This is a genomic window from Sphingomonas sp. NPDC092440, from assembly GCF_044754985.1.
In the GTDB taxonomy this organism is placed as follows: Bacteria; Pseudomonadota; Alphaproteobacteria; order Sphingomonadales; family Sphingomonadaceae; genus Sphingomonas.
This window is the reverse complement of record NZ_JBIVQA010000013.1, coordinates 93,051-107,369: the sequence shown is the minus strand read 5'-3', so window position 1 is coordinate 107,369 and position 14,319 is coordinate 93,051. Positions and strand designations below refer to the sequence as shown.

At 67.3% G+C, this 14,319-nt stretch carries 13 protein-coding genes; 6 read left to right on the top strand and 7 right to left on the bottom strand.

The annotated features are described in order from the left end of the window. Positions 1–81: 81 nt before the first annotated feature. Together ACIQCS_RS19380 and ACIQCS_RS19375 are read left to right on the top strand one after the other, a co-directional pair. Positions 82–645, top strand: a complete 564-nt coding sequence (locus tag ACIQCS_RS19380) for a hypothetical protein (RefSeq protein ID WP_345848872.1) — start codon at positions 82–84, stop codon at positions 643–645. Positions 646–702: 57 nt separating this feature from the next. Then, a complete protein-coding gene (locus ACIQCS_RS19375) occupies positions 703–1,572 on the top strand; it encodes a rhamnogalacturonan acetylesterase (protein ID WP_345848869.1) in 870 nt (289 codons plus the stop codon). Between the two features lie 187 nt (positions 1,573–1,759). On the opposite strand, the gene ACIQCS_RS19370 is transcribed toward ACIQCS_RS19375, so the two are convergent. Next, the gene (locus ACIQCS_RS19370) at positions 1,760–2,158 is read right to left on the bottom strand and encodes an EVE domain-containing protein (protein ID WP_280279863.1); all 399 of its coding nucleotides are present in this window, start codon (positions 2,156–2,158) and stop codon (positions 1,760–1,762) included. A gap of 143 nt (positions 2,159–2,301) precedes the next feature. On the opposite strand from ACIQCS_RS19370, the gene ACIQCS_RS19365 reads away from it, so the two are divergent. Genes ACIQCS_RS19365 through ACIQCS_RS19355 form a run of 3 tightly spaced genes read left to right on the top strand, consistent with a single transcriptional unit; the run spans position 2,302 to position 4,663 of the window. Next, positions 2,302–2,673: a hypothetical protein gene (locus tag ACIQCS_RS19365; protein WP_345848867.1), complete on the top strand. Its 372-nt coding sequence runs from the start codon at positions 2,302–2,304 to the stop codon at positions 2,671–2,673. A gap of 48 nt (positions 2,674–2,721) precedes the next feature. Further along, the gene (locus ACIQCS_RS19360) at positions 2,722–4,383 is read left to right on the top strand and encodes an FAD-dependent oxidoreductase (RefSeq protein ID WP_345848865.1); all 1,662 of its coding nucleotides are present in this window, start codon (positions 2,722–2,724) and stop codon (positions 4,381–4,383) included. Positions 4,384–4,399: 16 nt separating this feature from the next. Beyond that, positions 4,400–4,663 carry a DUF3297 family protein gene (locus ACIQCS_RS19355; RefSeq protein WP_345848863.1) on the top strand — a complete coding sequence of 88 codons (264 nt, stop codon included), beginning with the start codon at positions 4,400–4,402 and terminating at the stop codon, positions 4,661–4,663. 169 nt (positions 4,664–4,832) lie between these two features. Here the strand turns inward: ACIQCS_RS19355 and ACIQCS_RS19350 are convergent, their stop codons facing one another. From ACIQCS_RS19350 to ACIQCS_RS19335, 4 genes are all read right to left on the bottom strand, one after another. Continuing rightward, positions 4,833–5,165 carry a GIY-YIG nuclease family protein gene (locus ACIQCS_RS19350; protein ID WP_345848862.1) on the bottom strand — a complete coding sequence of 111 codons (333 nt, stop codon included), beginning with the start codon at positions 5,163–5,165 and terminating at the stop codon, positions 4,833–4,835. Between the two features lie 4 nt (positions 5,166–5,169). Beyond that, positions 5,170–5,934, bottom strand: a complete 765-nt coding sequence (locus ACIQCS_RS19345; RefSeq protein WP_345848860.1) for an isocitrate lyase/phosphoenolpyruvate mutase family protein — start codon at positions 5,932–5,934, stop codon at positions 5,170–5,172. Between the two features lie 285 nt (positions 5,935–6,219). Then, positions 6,220–7,026 carry a LytTR family DNA-binding domain-containing protein gene (locus tag ACIQCS_RS19340; protein ID WP_137864337.1) on the bottom strand — a complete coding sequence of 269 codons (807 nt, stop codon included), beginning with the start codon at positions 7,024–7,026 and terminating at the stop codon, positions 6,220–6,222. Next, on the bottom strand, positions 7,023–8,060 hold the full coding sequence (locus ACIQCS_RS19335) for a sensor histidine kinase (protein WP_086128473.1): 1,038 nt from the start codon (positions 8,058–8,060) through the stop codon (positions 7,023–7,025). Before ACIQCS_RS19335 ends, ACIQCS_RS19340 begins: the two co-directional genes overlap by 4 nt. Positions 8,061–8,258: 198 nt before the next feature. Here ACIQCS_RS19335 and ACIQCS_RS19330 point away from each other — a divergent pair, with 198 nt between their 5' ends. Beyond that, entirely contained in the window at positions 8,259–8,846 is a 588-nt protein-coding gene (locus ACIQCS_RS19330) for an HD domain-containing protein (RefSeq protein ID WP_345848858.1), read from the top strand. A 357-nt stretch (positions 8,847–9,203) separates the two neighbouring features. Here the strand turns inward: ACIQCS_RS19330 and ACIQCS_RS19325 are convergent, their stop codons facing one another. Then, the gene (locus tag ACIQCS_RS19325) at positions 9,204–11,987 is read right to left on the bottom strand and encodes a TonB-dependent receptor domain-containing protein (RefSeq protein ID WP_345848855.1); all 2,784 of its coding nucleotides are present in this window, start codon (positions 11,985–11,987) and stop codon (positions 9,204–9,206) included. Positions 11,988–12,156: 169 nt separating this feature from the next. Then, on the bottom strand, positions 12,157–14,286 hold the full coding sequence (ligA, locus tag ACIQCS_RS19320; RefSeq protein ID WP_345848853.1) for an NAD-dependent DNA ligase LigA: 2,130 nt from the start codon (positions 14,284–14,286) through the stop codon (positions 12,157–12,159). Between the last annotated feature and the right edge of the window lie 33 nt (positions 14,287–14,319).

Sequence of the window (14,319 nt, the reverse complement as noted above, 5' to 3'; positions counted from 1 at the left end):
TTCGTGGCGCCCGGGGCTTTCCTACCGGCGGCTATCCATGCTTAGCTCCGTCCAGTCCCCAGTGGATGGGCGGAGTTTTTCATGCTGCTGACGATGCTCGCCCTGATCGCCGCGCAGGATCCGCCCGGCACCGTCAACCAGCCGAAACAGGCCGCGGACGGCAAGCAGAGCTGGTCGATCCTCAACGATCCCTGCACGAGCGGCCCGCCGCGCAAGGCCGACGAGATCGTGGTCTGCGGCCAGGGCGCCGACTCGGTGCCGCGCCTGCCGCTTCCCGGCGAGCGCGGTCCGCCCGACCGGCCGATGCCGAGCAACCCGGACATCTCCGGCATCGGCGCGCTCAACGCCTCGATCGCGCCCTGCGCCACCCGGTCCGAGGGCTGCACGACGGGCATCAACATCCTCGGCATGGGCACCGCCCTGATCCGCGGCGTGGGCAAGCTGGTGGACCCCAATAGCTGCTGCGAGGAGCCGGGCGAGGCGACCAACCCGATCAAGCTGGTCGGCGACGCCGTCGGCGCGGTGGGGCGCAGCTTCAAGAAGAAGCCCGACAAGGCCGGCCGCGTCGCCATCCCGCTCGACGACCTCCCGCCGCCCGAACCGCGCCGGCTGCGCGACCTGGAGGTCCGCCTGCCGCTGCCCTGATTGTCATTGGCACCGGTGTCATCTAGCGTTGCGCAAACGGATTCGGGAGGGATGGGGATGCGCGTGATGCTGCTCGCCGGGCTGGGCCTGGCGCTTTCGGCCGGTATGGCCCGGGCACAGACCCCGCCGCCGGCCGCCGCCATGGACCGCCCGCCGGCGGTGCCGATCAAGGCCTCGAAGATCATCCTGGTCGGCGATTCGACCACCCAGGTGCTTTCGGGCTGGGGCGGCAGCTTCTGCGCCTATCACGTCACCAGCTTCGCGGCGTGCGTGAACCTGGCCCGGGGCGGGCGCAGCACCCATAGCTACCGGGCCGAGGGGAGCTGGGACCTTGCCCTGGCCGAGATGAAGACGCCCGGCTTCGTGAAGACCTGGGTGCTCATCCAGTTCGGCCATAACGACCAGCCGGGCAAGCCGGGCCGCTCGACCGATCTTGCCACCGAATTCCCCGCCAATCTCCGGCGCTATGTGCGGGAAGCGCGGGCGGCGGGTGCCGAGCCGGTCCTCCTCACGCCGCTCACGCGCCGCCAGTTCAGGCAGGGCCGGCTCGATCGCGACCTCGATCCCTGGGCCGAATCGATCCGCGGGGTGGCGGCGGAGCTGCAGGTGCCGCTGGTCGATCTCAACAGGCGCAGCGCCGATGCCGTCGAGGCGCTGGGCCCGTCGCTGGCCAACCGCTTCGCCCAGGTGCCGCCGGTCCGCGAAGTCGCCGCCGCGGCGCTTGCCGGCACCACGATTGCCAACCCGGCCGTGGCGGCACCTTCGCCCCCGCCGCAGGACAATGCCGCGGTCGAGCCGCTCGGCGATGCCAGGCTGGCCTTCGACTATACGCATCTCGGGCCGGTGGGCGCCGATTTCTTCTCGAAGATGGTGGCGGACGAGCTGGCCGTGGCGGTGCCGAGGATGCGGCCCTTGCTGGTGCCGTGACCGGTTCGTCGCGCGGGGCGATCCGTCTTGCAATGTAGGATTGGGCCTGCTTGGCCCATGCGGTCGGTTCGTTGCCCGGCCGCTCTTTGAAATGCGCTGCGGAGGGACTCGGTTGGGGACCCCTGTGCCCGCAACCGCCACCCCCGCACAGGCGGGGATGGCGGGGTTTGCCGGTTGAGTCGTGACCCTAGCTGCCCAGTTCGAGAATCACCGCCCATTCGTCGTCGCGCACCGGCGTTACCGACAGGCGCGATTGGCGGAGCACCTCGAGCGCGGCAAGCCGCGGCTCGGCCTTGAGCATCGCCAGCGTGACCGGCCTGGCGAGCTTGCGCACCGGCTTCACCGCGACGCTCGCCCATTTGCCGTCGTCGCCGTCCGGCTGCCAGGCGCGGGTGATCTCCATGATCCCCACCGCTGCCTTCTCGGTGTTCGAATGGTAGAACAGCGCCTGGTCGCCCGGCGCCATGTCCTTCAGGAAGTTGCGCGCGGTATAGTTGCGCACGCCGTTCCATTCGGTCGCTCCGTCGCGGACCAGGTCGTCCCAGGAATAGGCGTCGGGTTCGGAGCGGAGGAGCCAGTAGCGCATGGCGCCGCCTTAACCGCCTAAACGGCTGCTTAACAACCGATTCCGAACCAGTTCAGCCTCCGGGCGTTATCTCCATACCCTCAGCGCCGCGACTCGTCCCTCCTCGGACGGCCGGCAGGCGCCCGCTAATGAGGAGGAAAGTGATGACCGATTTCTTGAAGAAGGCCGTGCTCGGCACTGTCCTGGGTGCGACCGTGCTGGTCGCTGCCGCGCCGGCGGCCGAGGCGCAGCGCTATCGTGGCCATTATCGCGGCCATGACGGCACCGGCACCGCGATCGTCGCGGGTATCGCCGGCCTCGCCATCGGTGCCGCGATCGCCAGCGACGGCCGCCGCTACGACCGGTACGACCGCCGCTACGACTATGATCGCGGCTATTATCGCGACCATGGCTATTACCCGACCGACGGCTATTATTATCGCGATTACTACCGCTCCTATCGCGGCTATTGCGAGGTCCGCCGGGTGTGGGATCCCTATCTCGATCGCCCGGTGCGGGTCCGCTACTGCCGCTGACGCTTCCGGGGGGGTGGCCTGGCGCCGCCCCTCCGTTACGCTGCGGGCATGGGCACCGATTCGCACCCGCAGCCGCGGCAGCACGCCGCTGATCCTTCCGATCCCTATCGCCGGGAAGCCCAGACTTTCCCCGAGCTCGACAGCGACATGGCCGGGCGCACCGCCGCCTTTGGCAGCGTCGAGGAATGGCCGGAGGGCGGCTTCCTGTTCGAACGGGGGCAGCGCAGCGTCGATTTCTTCCTGGTGCTGGCCGGCGCGGTCGAAGTGCTCGATGTCGATGCCAAGGGCCGCGAGCATGTCGTGCACGTCCATGGCCCCCGCCAGTTCACCGGCGAGCTCGATCTGTTCAACGACCGCAAGATCCTCGTCTCCGCCCGGGCGCTGCCCGGCACCCGCGTCGCCCGGGTCGAGCGGCTTGCCTTTCGCCGCCTGATCGCCGCCGAGCCGGATATCGGCGAAGTGGTGATGCGCGCCTTCATCCTGCGCCGAGTGGGCATGATGCTGCACGGCGAGGCGGGCATCGCGCTGATCGGCCCCGCGCACGGCGCCGCGACCGCCCGGATCGAGAGCTTCCTGCGCCGCAACGGCCTGCCGCATCGCCAGATCGATACCGAGACCGACGCCGATGCCGGCGGCTTCCTCGCCTGTTTCCAGCTTGCCCCGGAGGACCTGCCCGTGGTGGTCGTCCGCGGCCAGACGCTGCGCCGGCCGAGCAACGGCCAGGTCGCCGACGCGCTGGGCCTCACCGTCGAGCTCGATTCCGCCCATGTCCATGACGTCGCCGTGGTCGGCGGCGGTCCGGCCGGGCTCGCCTCCGCCGTCTATGCCGCCTCGGAAGGGCTCGACACGATCGTCGTCGAATCGATCGCGCCGGGCGGCCAGGCCGGGACTAGCTCGAAGATCGAGAATTATCTCGGCTTCCCGACCGGCATCTCGGGCCAGGCGCTGGCCGGGCGGGCGCAGGTGCAGGCGCAGAAATTCGGCGCGCGGCTGCTGATCTCGCGCGACGCGGTGGGGCTCGACTGTTCCGCCACGCCGTTCACCGTGCGGCTCGACGACGGGACCGAGATCCGCTCGCGTGCCGTGGTGGTCGCCACCGGCGCCCGCTACCGCAAGCTCGACTTGCCGGGCTATGCCGCGCTGGAGGGCAACGGCATCTATTATGCTGCCACCAACATGGAGGCCGGGCTGTGCGCCGGGCAGGAAGTGGTGGTGGTGGGCGGCGGCAATTCGGCCGGGCAGGCGGCGATCTACCTCGCCCGCAGCGCCGGCCATGTCCATATCCTCGTCCGCGGCAAGGGGCTGGCCGACACCATGTCGCGCTATCTGATCGACCGGATCGAGGCTTCGGACCGGATCACCCTGCACCCCTTCACCGAAGTGACCGAGCTGGAGGGCGAGCGGCACCTGACCGGCCTGAGCTGGACCGACCGCCGGACCGGCGAGACGAGCCGGCGCGGCGTGGGGGCGCTGTTCGTGATGATCGGCGCGGTGCCCTCGACCGACTGGCTCGACGGCTGCCTCGACCTCGATCCCGCCGGCTTCGTGCGGACGGGAAGCGGCGAGACCTTCTTCTGCTCGTCCAGGCCGGGAATCTTCGCGGTCGGCGACGTGCGCTCCGGCTCGGTCAAGCGAGTCGCCTCGGGCGTGGGCGAGGGGTCGGTGGTGGTCTCCTCGATCCACCGTTATCTTGAAAGCCTGCGCCAATAGCGGCAAAGGGCTGCCCATGAGTGACACGCCCCCGGACCGTCTGTCGGTCAACCAGAGCAGCCCCTATTTCCAGCGCGAGCTGCTGGAGCGCGGCATCGGCATCCGTTTCAAGGGCAATGAGCGCCGCGACGTCGAGGAATATTGCATCTCCGAGGGCTGGGTCCGCGTCGCGCTCGGCAACAAGGTCGATCGCAAGGGCAACCCGCTGACGATCAAGCTGGTCGGCCCGGTCGAGGCCTGGTTCGAACGCCCCGCCGGAGAGAGTGCCGACGAGGGCTGAGGCGCAGGCTTCGTTGAAGCTCTCCATCCCCCTGATGCATGCGCGGAGGGGAGGACTCGGCTTCTCCTCTTCGTCACCCTGAACTTGTTTCAGGGTCCAAGGTTGGGCTGGGCGAGGGCCTGGATGATCTGATGGTGTCGCCCGCCGCGCGTTGGATGCTGAAACAAGTTCAGCATGACGATGGGGAGCTCGGCAGTGGTTCCGCGATGCCGAGAAGCGGCGCCAGGTCGTTCCATTCGGGATTCTGGCGTTCGATCAGGTTGCATTTCCAGTCGCGGTGCCAGCGCTTCAATTGCTTCTCGCGGGCAATAGCCGCGTCCATGCACTCGACGACTTCGCACCAGACGAGGCGATACGCCTTGTACCTGCTGGCGAAGCCACCGGTCACGCCGTTGCGGTGCTGGAAGAGTCTGCCTGGCAGGTCCGAAGTCACGCCGATATAGATTGTGCCCCGCGGACCGCTGGCGAGGATATAGACGCAGGGCAAGCGGTCCCGCGCCACCTGTTCACCCCCCGAACGCCGCCCGCGCCGCATCCTCGAACGCCTTGAGCGCGGCCATGTGCGGGAACGGCCCGTGGCTGATCCGCGCGATGCCGGTTTCCGCCACCGCCCTGGCATCCGGGGCGCCGGGAAACGCCATGAAGTTCACCGGCAGCGGCACTGCCTTCGCCACCCGCTCGAGCAGCGCGAGATCGGCGAGGCCGGGGACGAAGAAGCCGCTCGCGCCGGCATCCGCATAGGCCTTGCCGCGCGCGATCGCGGCATCGGCCATCGCGACGTCGTGCGTGTCGCCCGGCGCGATCAGGAAGATGTCGGTACGGGCGTTGAGGAAGAAATCCGGACCCACCGTCCAGCGGATGGCGGCGATGCGCGCCGCCTGCTCCTCGACTCCGTGCAGGGTGCGCGCCGCCGTCCCGTGACTGGCGACGATCTGGTCCTCGAAATTGCAGCCGATCGCGCCGGTGGCGGCGAGCTTCTCGACATTGGCGGCAACCGCGTCGGGATCGACCGCATAGCCGCCCTCGAAATCCACGCTCACCGGCAGCGCCACCGCCGCCGCCGTGCGCCGCGCATTGGCCAGCGCCAGGTCGAGCGGCAGCGCCTCCGCGTCGTCATAGCCATGCGCAGTGGAGACCGAGGCGCTGCCCGTGGCGATCGCCCGCGCGCCGGCGCGCTCCGCCGCGCGCGCGCTGCCCGCGTCCCACACGTTGAACAGGATCACCGGATCGCCGGGCACATGGAGCGCGGCAAAGCTCTGATACTTGGACATGGAGAACCCCTCTTGTTCATGTATTGTTCTAGAGGGGGATTGGCGCTGCCGCAAGGGGGCGGTGGCGCAACCCCGCGATGATGCTGACAGATGTGTCCATTCCCGATCCCCCGCTACTCCCCGCCGTCATCCCCGCGCAGGCGGGGATCCAGGGCCAAGGGCGGGTAGCGGGCAGTCGAGTCCCGCGCGCGCCGGAAGGAGGCTCACCTGGCAGCATCATTGTCCTGCGCTACCCTGGATCCCCGCCTGCGCGGGGATGACGCGGTTTGCTGATTGAGCGTGACCCTAGTGGACGAACCGCGCCACCACGTCGCGATAGGAGCGGCTCACCTTCACCTGCGCGCCCGAATCGAGCACGAGGAAACATTCGCCATTGGTGTGCGGCTTGACCTGGCGGACCAGGTCGAGATTGACGATGGTCGAACGGTGGACGCGCTGGAAGCGGCGCGGATCGAGGCGCTTCTCGAGATCCTTCATCGTCTCGCGCAGGATCAGCGTGTTGTCGCCGGTATAGATGCACATATAGTCGCCGGCCGCGTCGATCCGCTCGATCGTATCGACGTCGACGCGGAAGATCTGGCCGCGATCCTTGATGTTGATCAGCTTCTCGAAGCGATTCGACGCCATCTCGCCGTCCACGGCCGAGGCGGCGATCTCGTCGACCGCTTCGGGCGCCACTTCGGCGAGCACTTCCTTCAGCTTCTCGATCTCCTCGACCCCGCGCTTCTCGCTGAGGCGCTGGCGCACCCGGTCGAGCGTGTCGGCCAGCCGGGCGGGTTCGACCGGCTTCATGAGATAATCCACCGCCTGCGCCTCGAAGGCGCGGATCGCGTGATCGCTATAGGCGGTCACGAAGACGAACAGCGGCGGCTCGACTTCCATCAGCCCCTGGACGACCGAGAAGCCATCGAAACCGGGCATCTGGATGTCGAGGAAGACAAGGTCGGGCTTGTGGGTCTTGATCGAACGGATCGCCTCGCGGCCGTTCGAGCATTTGTCGATGATCTCGACATCGTCATGTTCCTGAAGCCTCAGTTCGAGCCCCTGGATGGCCAGGGATTCGTCGTCGACCAGAATAGTACGGATGGTCATGCGGCCTCTCGATTAGGTTCCTCGATCTGGAACGGTATCTCGATCTCAACGCTGAACCCCTTCCCTGGGTCCGAACGCGTCTCAAATCGATGGTCAGGCCCAAAAGCCTGGGCCAACCGCTCCTTGATATTGGCGAGCCCCACGCCGGTTGAAAGGGTCGGCCGCTGCTTGGCCTCGATCAATCCCGGACCCGTATCGGATACGGCGATCTGCACTCGTTCTCCGGCGAGCCGAGCGGAGACGGTGATATCGGCGCCCTCTTCCTGGGGCGTGACGGCATATTTGATGGCATTCTCGACGAGCGGCTGGAGCAGCAGCGAAGGCAGCCGCGCCTTGGCGACGCGCTCGTCGATGTCGAAATGCGGGCGCAGGCGCTCGTCGAAGCGCATCTTCTCGATCTCGAGATAGAGCTTCAGCGTCTCGGCCTCCTGGGCGAGGGTGACGTGCGCGGTCGGCTCGTTCGCCAGCGTGTAGCGCAGGAAGGAAGAGAGGCGGGAAAGCATGATGTTCGCCCGCTCGGTCTGCTTCAGCAGCACCAGCGTGGAGATCGAGTTGAGCGTGTTGAACAGGAAATGCGGGTTGAGCTGGTAGCGCAGCATCGCCAGCTGGGCATGGCTGGCCTGCACTTCCAGCGCCTGCATCTGGTCGATCTGCTGCTCTACGATCAGATAGAAGTTGATCGCGAAATAGAGCGCGGACCAGCCCGCCAGCACGGTGAAGTTGATGAACACGGTGCCGACGACCAGATTGAACGAGATGTTCGGCGTCGGCATCTTGATGAAGGAATAGATGAAGGCGTCGAGCACTGCGTAGATCGCCGTCGCGGTGCCCAATGTCGCCAGCGTCAGCAGGATGCCCGGAATGCGCGGCAGCCGCCGATAATAGCCATATAGCGTCGAGAGCAGCAGCGTCAGGCAATAGCCGATGATCGATTCGATGATCACTGCGATCACGCCCTCGACGCTGAAGCCGTTGGACAGCGACACCACGGTGCGCAGCAGCAGATAGCCGGTCCAGCCGCCGGCCTGGAGCATCCAGAAGGCGCGGTTCTTGTCCTCGAAGAACGGGCGCGACAGCGCGGCGGGCGCCGGCTGCTTCAACGGCTGGGCGAGGAATGGGGAGCTAGGATCCAGGGTAGCCACGCCCCAGCCTCTAACACCGCTGACAAGCGGGGGCAAAGAGGCGTAGGCTGTCCGCGCCGGCGCAAGACCGGGCCATTGCGGAGAGCGAGGATGGACCAGGGCGGCGAACGCGCGAAATTCCATGCGATGACCGAAGGCACCGCCGAGGACTGGGCGATCATCGGCGGGGCGTTCCGCGGCTTTGCGGGCGGATTGCCCGATCGGATCCTGACGCACCTGAAGCTGCTCGATGGGGATTTCGGCGGATTCGCGATCGACCGGCTGCAGCATTCGCTTCAGACCGCGACGCGCGCGCATCGCGACGACCGCGGCGAGGACTATGTGGTGATGGCGCTGCTCCACGATATCGGGGACACGCTGGGGAGCTACAACCATCCCGAGATCGCCGCCGCGATCCTGCGCCCCTTCGTCAGCGAGGAGCTCCACTGGATCGCCGACAAGCACGGCGCCTTCCAGGGCTATTATTTCTTCCACCATCTCGGGCTGGACCGCGATGTGCGCGAGGGGTTTCGCGGCCATGCGCATTTCGAGGCATGCGCGGAATTCTGCGAGCGCTACGATCAGGCGGCGTTCGATCCCGCCTATGACAGTGCGCCGCTCGCCTTTTTCGAGCCGATGGTGCGCCGCGTCTTCGCCCGGCCACTGAACAGCCTCTATGCCAGGGCGGCCGAGGCGTGACTTGCTGATGCCGCGCTGAGCCCGAGGCCTGTTCGCCCAGGCGAGAATCCAAACAAGCCATTGAACGCATCCTCGGGCAGGCAGGGATCCGCGGCAGCATGGGGCAGGCGAAGCACTCGCGCGCGGGGACGGCGGAGCCGGCATGCCGGTCCTCGCGCGCCTGCTTCCGGCCCTGGATCCCCGCCTGCGCGGGGATGACGGCGGGGAACGCTGGGATGACGGTAGGAATGGTGGGGTGAAGATGGAGAATAGGCGCGCCCCGCCCGCAAGCCGCGCAAGCAAGCCGCCCAAACGAAAACCGCCGCCCCGTTTCCGGAGCGGCGGCTTCGTGTTCCCGATCGGGAAGCGGGTTTCGGCTTAGAAGCCGACGACCAGCGTGCCCATCACGGTGCGCGGGTAACCGATCTGGGTGAACGGCGGGTTGCCGTAGTTGGTGATCGCGCCCGTCGTCGCGTTGTAGGTCGGGCCCTGGTTCAGCGCGCCGTTGCCGCTGTTGACCGAACCAACCCAGAACTCGTTGAACAGGTTGCGAACGTTGACCTGGAAATAGGTCTTCTTGTTCAGGCCGGCCCAGGTGAGGTCGACACGCGCGTTGAGGTCAACCAGCGTGTAGGCCGGGGTCTTGGCCGGGAAGATGTCGAAGGTCTGGACCGACTGATTCGGAGCACCCGAGTTCAGCGTGATGGCCTGACGGATCGGCTCGTTGGTGTCGTAGATGTAGCGCGGACCGGTGCGCTTCACGTCGATGCCGAGCGACACCGGCTCGATGTCGACCGTCGCGCCGCCACCGAAGGTGTAGACGGGAGCGTTCGATTCGCGCTTGCCGGCAGTCGGAGCATAGATGATCGCGCCGGCGGTGGTGCGAGCCACCTCGACGTTGTTCAGGATCTCCGAGTGGAGGTACGAACCGAAGGCATAGACGCTCAGCTCCTTGATGGGCTGGTAGGTCACCGAGCCGTCGAAGCCGTACTTACGCACGGTGCCGAGGTTGCGGTAGACCGACTTTTCCAGCTCGGGATCGTAGGACGAGGCGAGACGGTTCTTGTAGTTGGTATACCACGCGCCGAGCTGCGCCTGCAGCGTCGCCGAGCGATAGCGCACGCCGAGGTCGAAATTGTCCGTGGTCTCGGGCTTGGGGGTCGCGCGCTCCGAACCCTTCGGGAAGTAGAAGGAGTTGTAGAGGTTGTCCGTGCCCGGAACCTGCAGACCCTTCGAGTAGTTGCCGAACACGTCGACCTGCGGGGTCAGCGCCCAGGTATAGCCGATGTTCGGCAGCACGCGCTTGTAGTTCAGGATGCGCTGCTGCGGCCCCTGGGTCGGGAAGGTGCAGGTGATCGGCGCCGTGGTGGTGCAGGTGGCGCCCGAAGCGGCCGCCGCGCTGGCGGTCACCGTCTGGGTCGGGGTACCGGCGAGGAAGCCGGCGACCTGCGAGCCGCACTCGATGAAGCCCGAAGCGCTCGAGGTGGCGCAGTAGTTGGTCAGGTTGCGGCGCATGAACGGCGCGCGGATGCCCGCGTTGATCTTCAGGGCATTGTCGAAGAACTCGCCGCGATACTCGAACGCGACCTGCTGGAGGATCGCATACGACAGACGGTCACGCTTCTGCAGGGCCTTGCCGTTCGAATCCAGGATCGGGTTGTTGACCGGGAAGACGTCGAAGGGCTTGCCGTTGAGCTGGAGATAGCCGAGCTCGCCGGTCTGACGGTGGCGCGCACGGTCATAGGTGTAGGCGATACGGACGCTCTGGTCGGACGACAGGTCGTAACGCAGCGACGCGATGACGCCGATGCGGTGCGTCTGGGTCTGGCTGGGGGCCAGGACGCGGACGGTGTCGAGCGTGTCGCCGTCGCCGTTCAGGTCGCGGCCGGCATAGGGGTTGCCGCCCCAATAGCCCGGCTGGCAGTTCACCGTGCCGCTGTTCGCGGTGGTGTTGCAGTTCGCGCGCGCCGGCGAGCCCGCCGGGTTGAGGTCGAACATCGACTCGTTCGCCACCACGGTGCCGCCGCCGTTCGCCTTCACGACCTGGTAGCTCGGATCGACCGTGAGGACGAGGCCGTCAGACAGGGTGAAGCGCGACTGGCCGCGGATATTGCCGGTGTTCGACGGGTTGAAGCGCTCGTCGAAGGTCGAGCCGCAGCTGTTGGCCAGGTCGGCCTGGCCCGCGCGAGCCACCGTGTTGATGGTGCAGGCGGGGATGTTGTAGAACGCTTCGCCGTTGTTCATCGGGTAGCGGTCGGTCCCGTTCACGCCGGTATTGCGCACGCCGGTGGTGGTGACGACCTGCTGGCCCGTGGGGCACGGGGTGGTGGTGACGGCGCAGCCGACCCCGCGCTGCACGGTGTCCCAACGCAGCGGCACCGAGCCCTGGAAGTTGTTGCGGTTCTGGTTGTAGTGGCCGGCGATCGCAACGAAGTCGCCGCTATCGCCCAGCGGCTGATAGATCTTGGCGTTGAACTGCTGCTTGTCGATCTTCGAGTTCGGGTTCCAGCGCTGATAGTTGCGTGCCTGGCTCGCCGAGAACCACGCACGCGTGCCGGCCGAGGTGAACTCGCCGGTGTCGACGAGGCCGAAGGTACGGAAGAAGCCGTACTGGCCCACCGAGCCGACCAGCTTCACGCCGAAATCACGGCTGGGAACGCGGGTGCGGTAGTTGACGGTCGAACCGGTCGCGCCGGCGGTCGGCGAGTCGACGTCGGTCGAGCCGAGGTTGACGTTGACCTGCTCGATCAGCTCCGGATCGATCTGCTGGTTCGAATAGATGGCGTAGTTGCCCGAATCGTTCAGCGGCACGCCGTCGAAGGTCTGGCTGATGCGCGTCGAGTCGAAGCCGCGGATGCTCATCGAGCCGCCCGACGAGCCGTACGGATCGTTGTTCTGGAAGCTGACGCCCGGGAGCTGGTTGATCAGGTCGTTGACGCTGGCGCCCGGCGCCTGGCGCTCGATGAATTCCTGCGTGAGGACGCCCTTGGCCCGCGAGGTGTCCGGAATGATGATGCCGTTCACGCCATTGTCGGCACGGCCGCCGGTCACGACGATCTCGGTCTCGCCCTCGAAGTCCTGCGTACCGGTGGACTGCGCGAACGCCGCCCCCGGGACCATCAGCGCGGCAAAAGCCACGCCCGCAAAAAGCTTGGTGCGCATTAGAGGTGTTTCCCTTTCGGTGTGTGCTTATCGTCTGCACTGAACGCGGTGCGGTTCACCGTCGTCGCCGCCCATGCGATTAATTTATGTCGGTCCTGTGACAGTCAATCCGAGTCCTGTGGGACGGGCCGGTTAATCTGCGATTCAGGATTGTTGCGTTGCAAAAAAGTCACTCCACCGTGGTGACGATCTGCAGCCATTCGCTCTCCGAAATCACGCGGATTCCGAGTTCCGCGGCCTTTTTCAGCTTCGAGCCGGCGCCGGGCCCCGCGATCACCAGATCGGTCTTGGCGGACACCGATCCTGCGACTCGGGCCCCCAGCGACTCGGCCTGGGCCTTGGCCTCGTCGCGACTCAGCGCCTCCAGCGTGCCGGTGAAAACCAGCGTCTTTCCAGATACTTCCGATTCGCGGGTCGCGACGATGAACGGCGGCGGCGAGACTTCGCGCAAAAGATCTTCCCACACCGCGCGGTTGTGCGGCTCGTGGAAGAAATCGGCCAGTGCCTGGCCGACGGCGCCGCCGACATTCTCCACGCCGATATGCTCGGCGACTGCCTTGTCGAGCCGCGCGCGGTGTTTCGTCTCGGTCTCACCGATCTGTGGCGGCGTTGCATCGCGCAGCGCGATGACCTGGTCGGCGAGCGCCTGGAGCGCAGGCAATGTTGCATAGCGTTTCAATAGGTCTCGCGCCGTGATCGCCCCGATGTGGCGGATGCCCAGGCCGAAGAGCAGCCGCGCCGCATCGGGCGCGCGCTTGGCCTCGATCGCGGCGAGCAGCGCGTCGACTGACTTCTCCTGCCAACCCTCGCGGCCGAGCAGTTCCTCGCGATGAGGGGCGAGGCGGAAGATGTCCGCCGGCTCGGCGATCCAGCCCAGGTCGAGCAGCTCGATCAGCGTCTTCTCGCCCAGCCCCTCGATGTCGAGCGCGCCGCGGCTGACGAAATGCTTGAGCCGCTCTAGCCGCTGGGCCGGGCAGATCAGCCCGCCGGTGCAGCGGATGTCGACCTCGCCTTCCTCGGCCACGGCTTCGGAATCGCAGATCGGGCAATGGGTGGGGAAGGACCAGGGCGTGCGATCCGCGTCGCGGGTCAGGTTCTCGACGATCTGCGGGATCACGTCGCCGGCGCGCTGCAGCACGACCCGGTCGCCGGGGCGCACGCCCAGGCGCGCGATCTCGTCGGCATTGTGCAGCGTCGCGTTGGTGACGACGACGCCGCCCACGGTGACCGGCTCCAGCCGCGCGACCGGCGTGAGCTTGCCGGTGCGGCCGACCTGGATATCGATGTCGCGCAGCGTGGTCTGGGCCCGTTCGGCAGGGAATTTGTGCGCGAGCCCCCAGCGCGGCGCGCGGCCCACAAAGCCGAGCCGGGCCTGCCAGTCCAGCCGGTCGATCTTGTAGACGACGCCGTCGATGTCGAAGGGCAGGTCGGCGCGGACCGCCTCGATCTTCCGATATTGCGCCAGCGCACCCTCGAGATCGACCGGGCCGACGAACAGGTCGGAGACGGGAAAGCCCATCGCCGCGATCGCGCGGATCACCTCCGCCTGGGTGTCGCCCGGCAACGACGCGGTCTCGCCCCAGCCCCAGGCGAGGAACCGCAGCGGGCGCGCCGCGGTGACCGCGGCATCCTTCTGGCGCAGCGATCCGGCGGCGGCGTTGCGCGGATTGGCGAACTGGCGCGCCTCCTTGCCGGTTTCGGCGGCCTCGGCGAGCAGCCGGGCGTTGAGCGCGGCGAAATCCGCCTTCGCCATATATACCTCGCCGCGCACCTCGAGGATCGCCGGCGCGCCGGCGATCTCGTGGGGCACGTCGCCGATCGTCCGGGCATTGGCGGTCACGTCCTCGCCGATCTGGCCGTCGCCGCGGGTGAGCGCCTGGACGAGCCGGCCCTTCTCGTAGCGCAGCGAGCAGGAGAGGCCGTCGATCTTGGGCTCGGCGGTGAGCGCGACCGGCTCGGCATCGCCCAGCGCCAGGAAGCGGCGGACCCGGCCGAGGAAATCGGCGACGTCCGCATCGTCGAAGCCATTGTCGAGGCTGAACATCGGCCGCGCATGCGCGATCTTGGCGAGGCGGCCGGACGGCGCGGCGCCAACCAGGCGCGAGGGCGAATCGGCGCGGACCAGATCGGGGAAGGCAGCCTCGATCGCGGCGTTGCGCCGCATCAGCGCGTCATAGTCGGCATCGCTGATCTCGGGCGCGTCCTCGGCATGATAGAGCCGGTTGTGGTGCGCGATCTCGGCGGCGAGCTTCTCCAGCGCGAGCGCGGCTTGCTGGGGGGTCTGGGGCAGTGGATCCATGTCGCCGGGGTTAGGCTGGGCGCCGCATCGCGA

Bases quoted from the DNA above. Each gene is read 5' to 3' on its own strand.
- ACIQCS_RS19380 (WP_345848872.1), top strand. From the start codon at position 82: ATGCTGCTGACGATGCTCGCCCTGATCGCCGCGCAGGATCCGCCCGGC.
- ACIQCS_RS19375 (WP_345848869.1), top strand. From the start codon at position 703: ATGCGCGTGATGCTGCTCGCCGGGCTGGGCCTGGCGCTTTCGGCCGGT.
- ACIQCS_RS19370 (WP_280279863.1), bottom strand. From the start codon at position 2,158: ATGCGCTACTGGCTCCTCCGCTCCGAACCCGACGCCTATTCCTGGGAC.
- ACIQCS_RS19365 (WP_345848867.1), top strand. From the start codon at position 2,302: ATGACCGATTTCTTGAAGAAGGCCGTGCTCGGCACTGTCCTGGGTGCG.
- ACIQCS_RS19360 (WP_345848865.1), top strand. From the start codon at position 2,722: ATGGGCACCGATTCGCACCCGCAGCCGCGGCAGCACGCCGCTGATCCT.
- ACIQCS_RS19355 (WP_345848863.1), top strand. From the start codon at position 4,400: ATGAGTGACACGCCCCCGGACCGTCTGTCGGTCAACCAGAGCAGCCCC.
- ACIQCS_RS19345 (WP_345848860.1), bottom strand. From the start codon at position 5,934: ATGTCCAAGTATCAGAGCTTTGCCGCGCTCCATGTGCCCGGCGATCCG.
- ACIQCS_RS19340 (WP_137864337.1), bottom strand. From the start codon at position 7,026: ATGACCATCCGTACTATTCTGGTCGACGACGAATCCCTGGCCATCCAG.
- ACIQCS_RS19335 (WP_086128473.1), bottom strand. From the start codon at position 8,060: ATGCTCCAGGCCGGCGGCTGGACCGGCTATCTGCTGCTGCGCACCGTG.
- ACIQCS_RS19330 (WP_345848858.1), top strand. From the start codon at position 8,259: ATGGACCAGGGCGGCGAACGCGCGAAATTCCATGCGATGACCGAAGGC.
- ACIQCS_RS19325 (WP_345848855.1), bottom strand. From the start codon at position 11,987: ATGCGCACCAAGCTTTTTGCGGGCGTGGCTTTTGCCGCGCTGATGGTC.
- ligA (WP_345848853.1), bottom strand. From the start codon at position 14,286: ATGGATCCACTGCCCCAGACCCCCCAGCAAGCCGCGCTCGCGCTGGAG.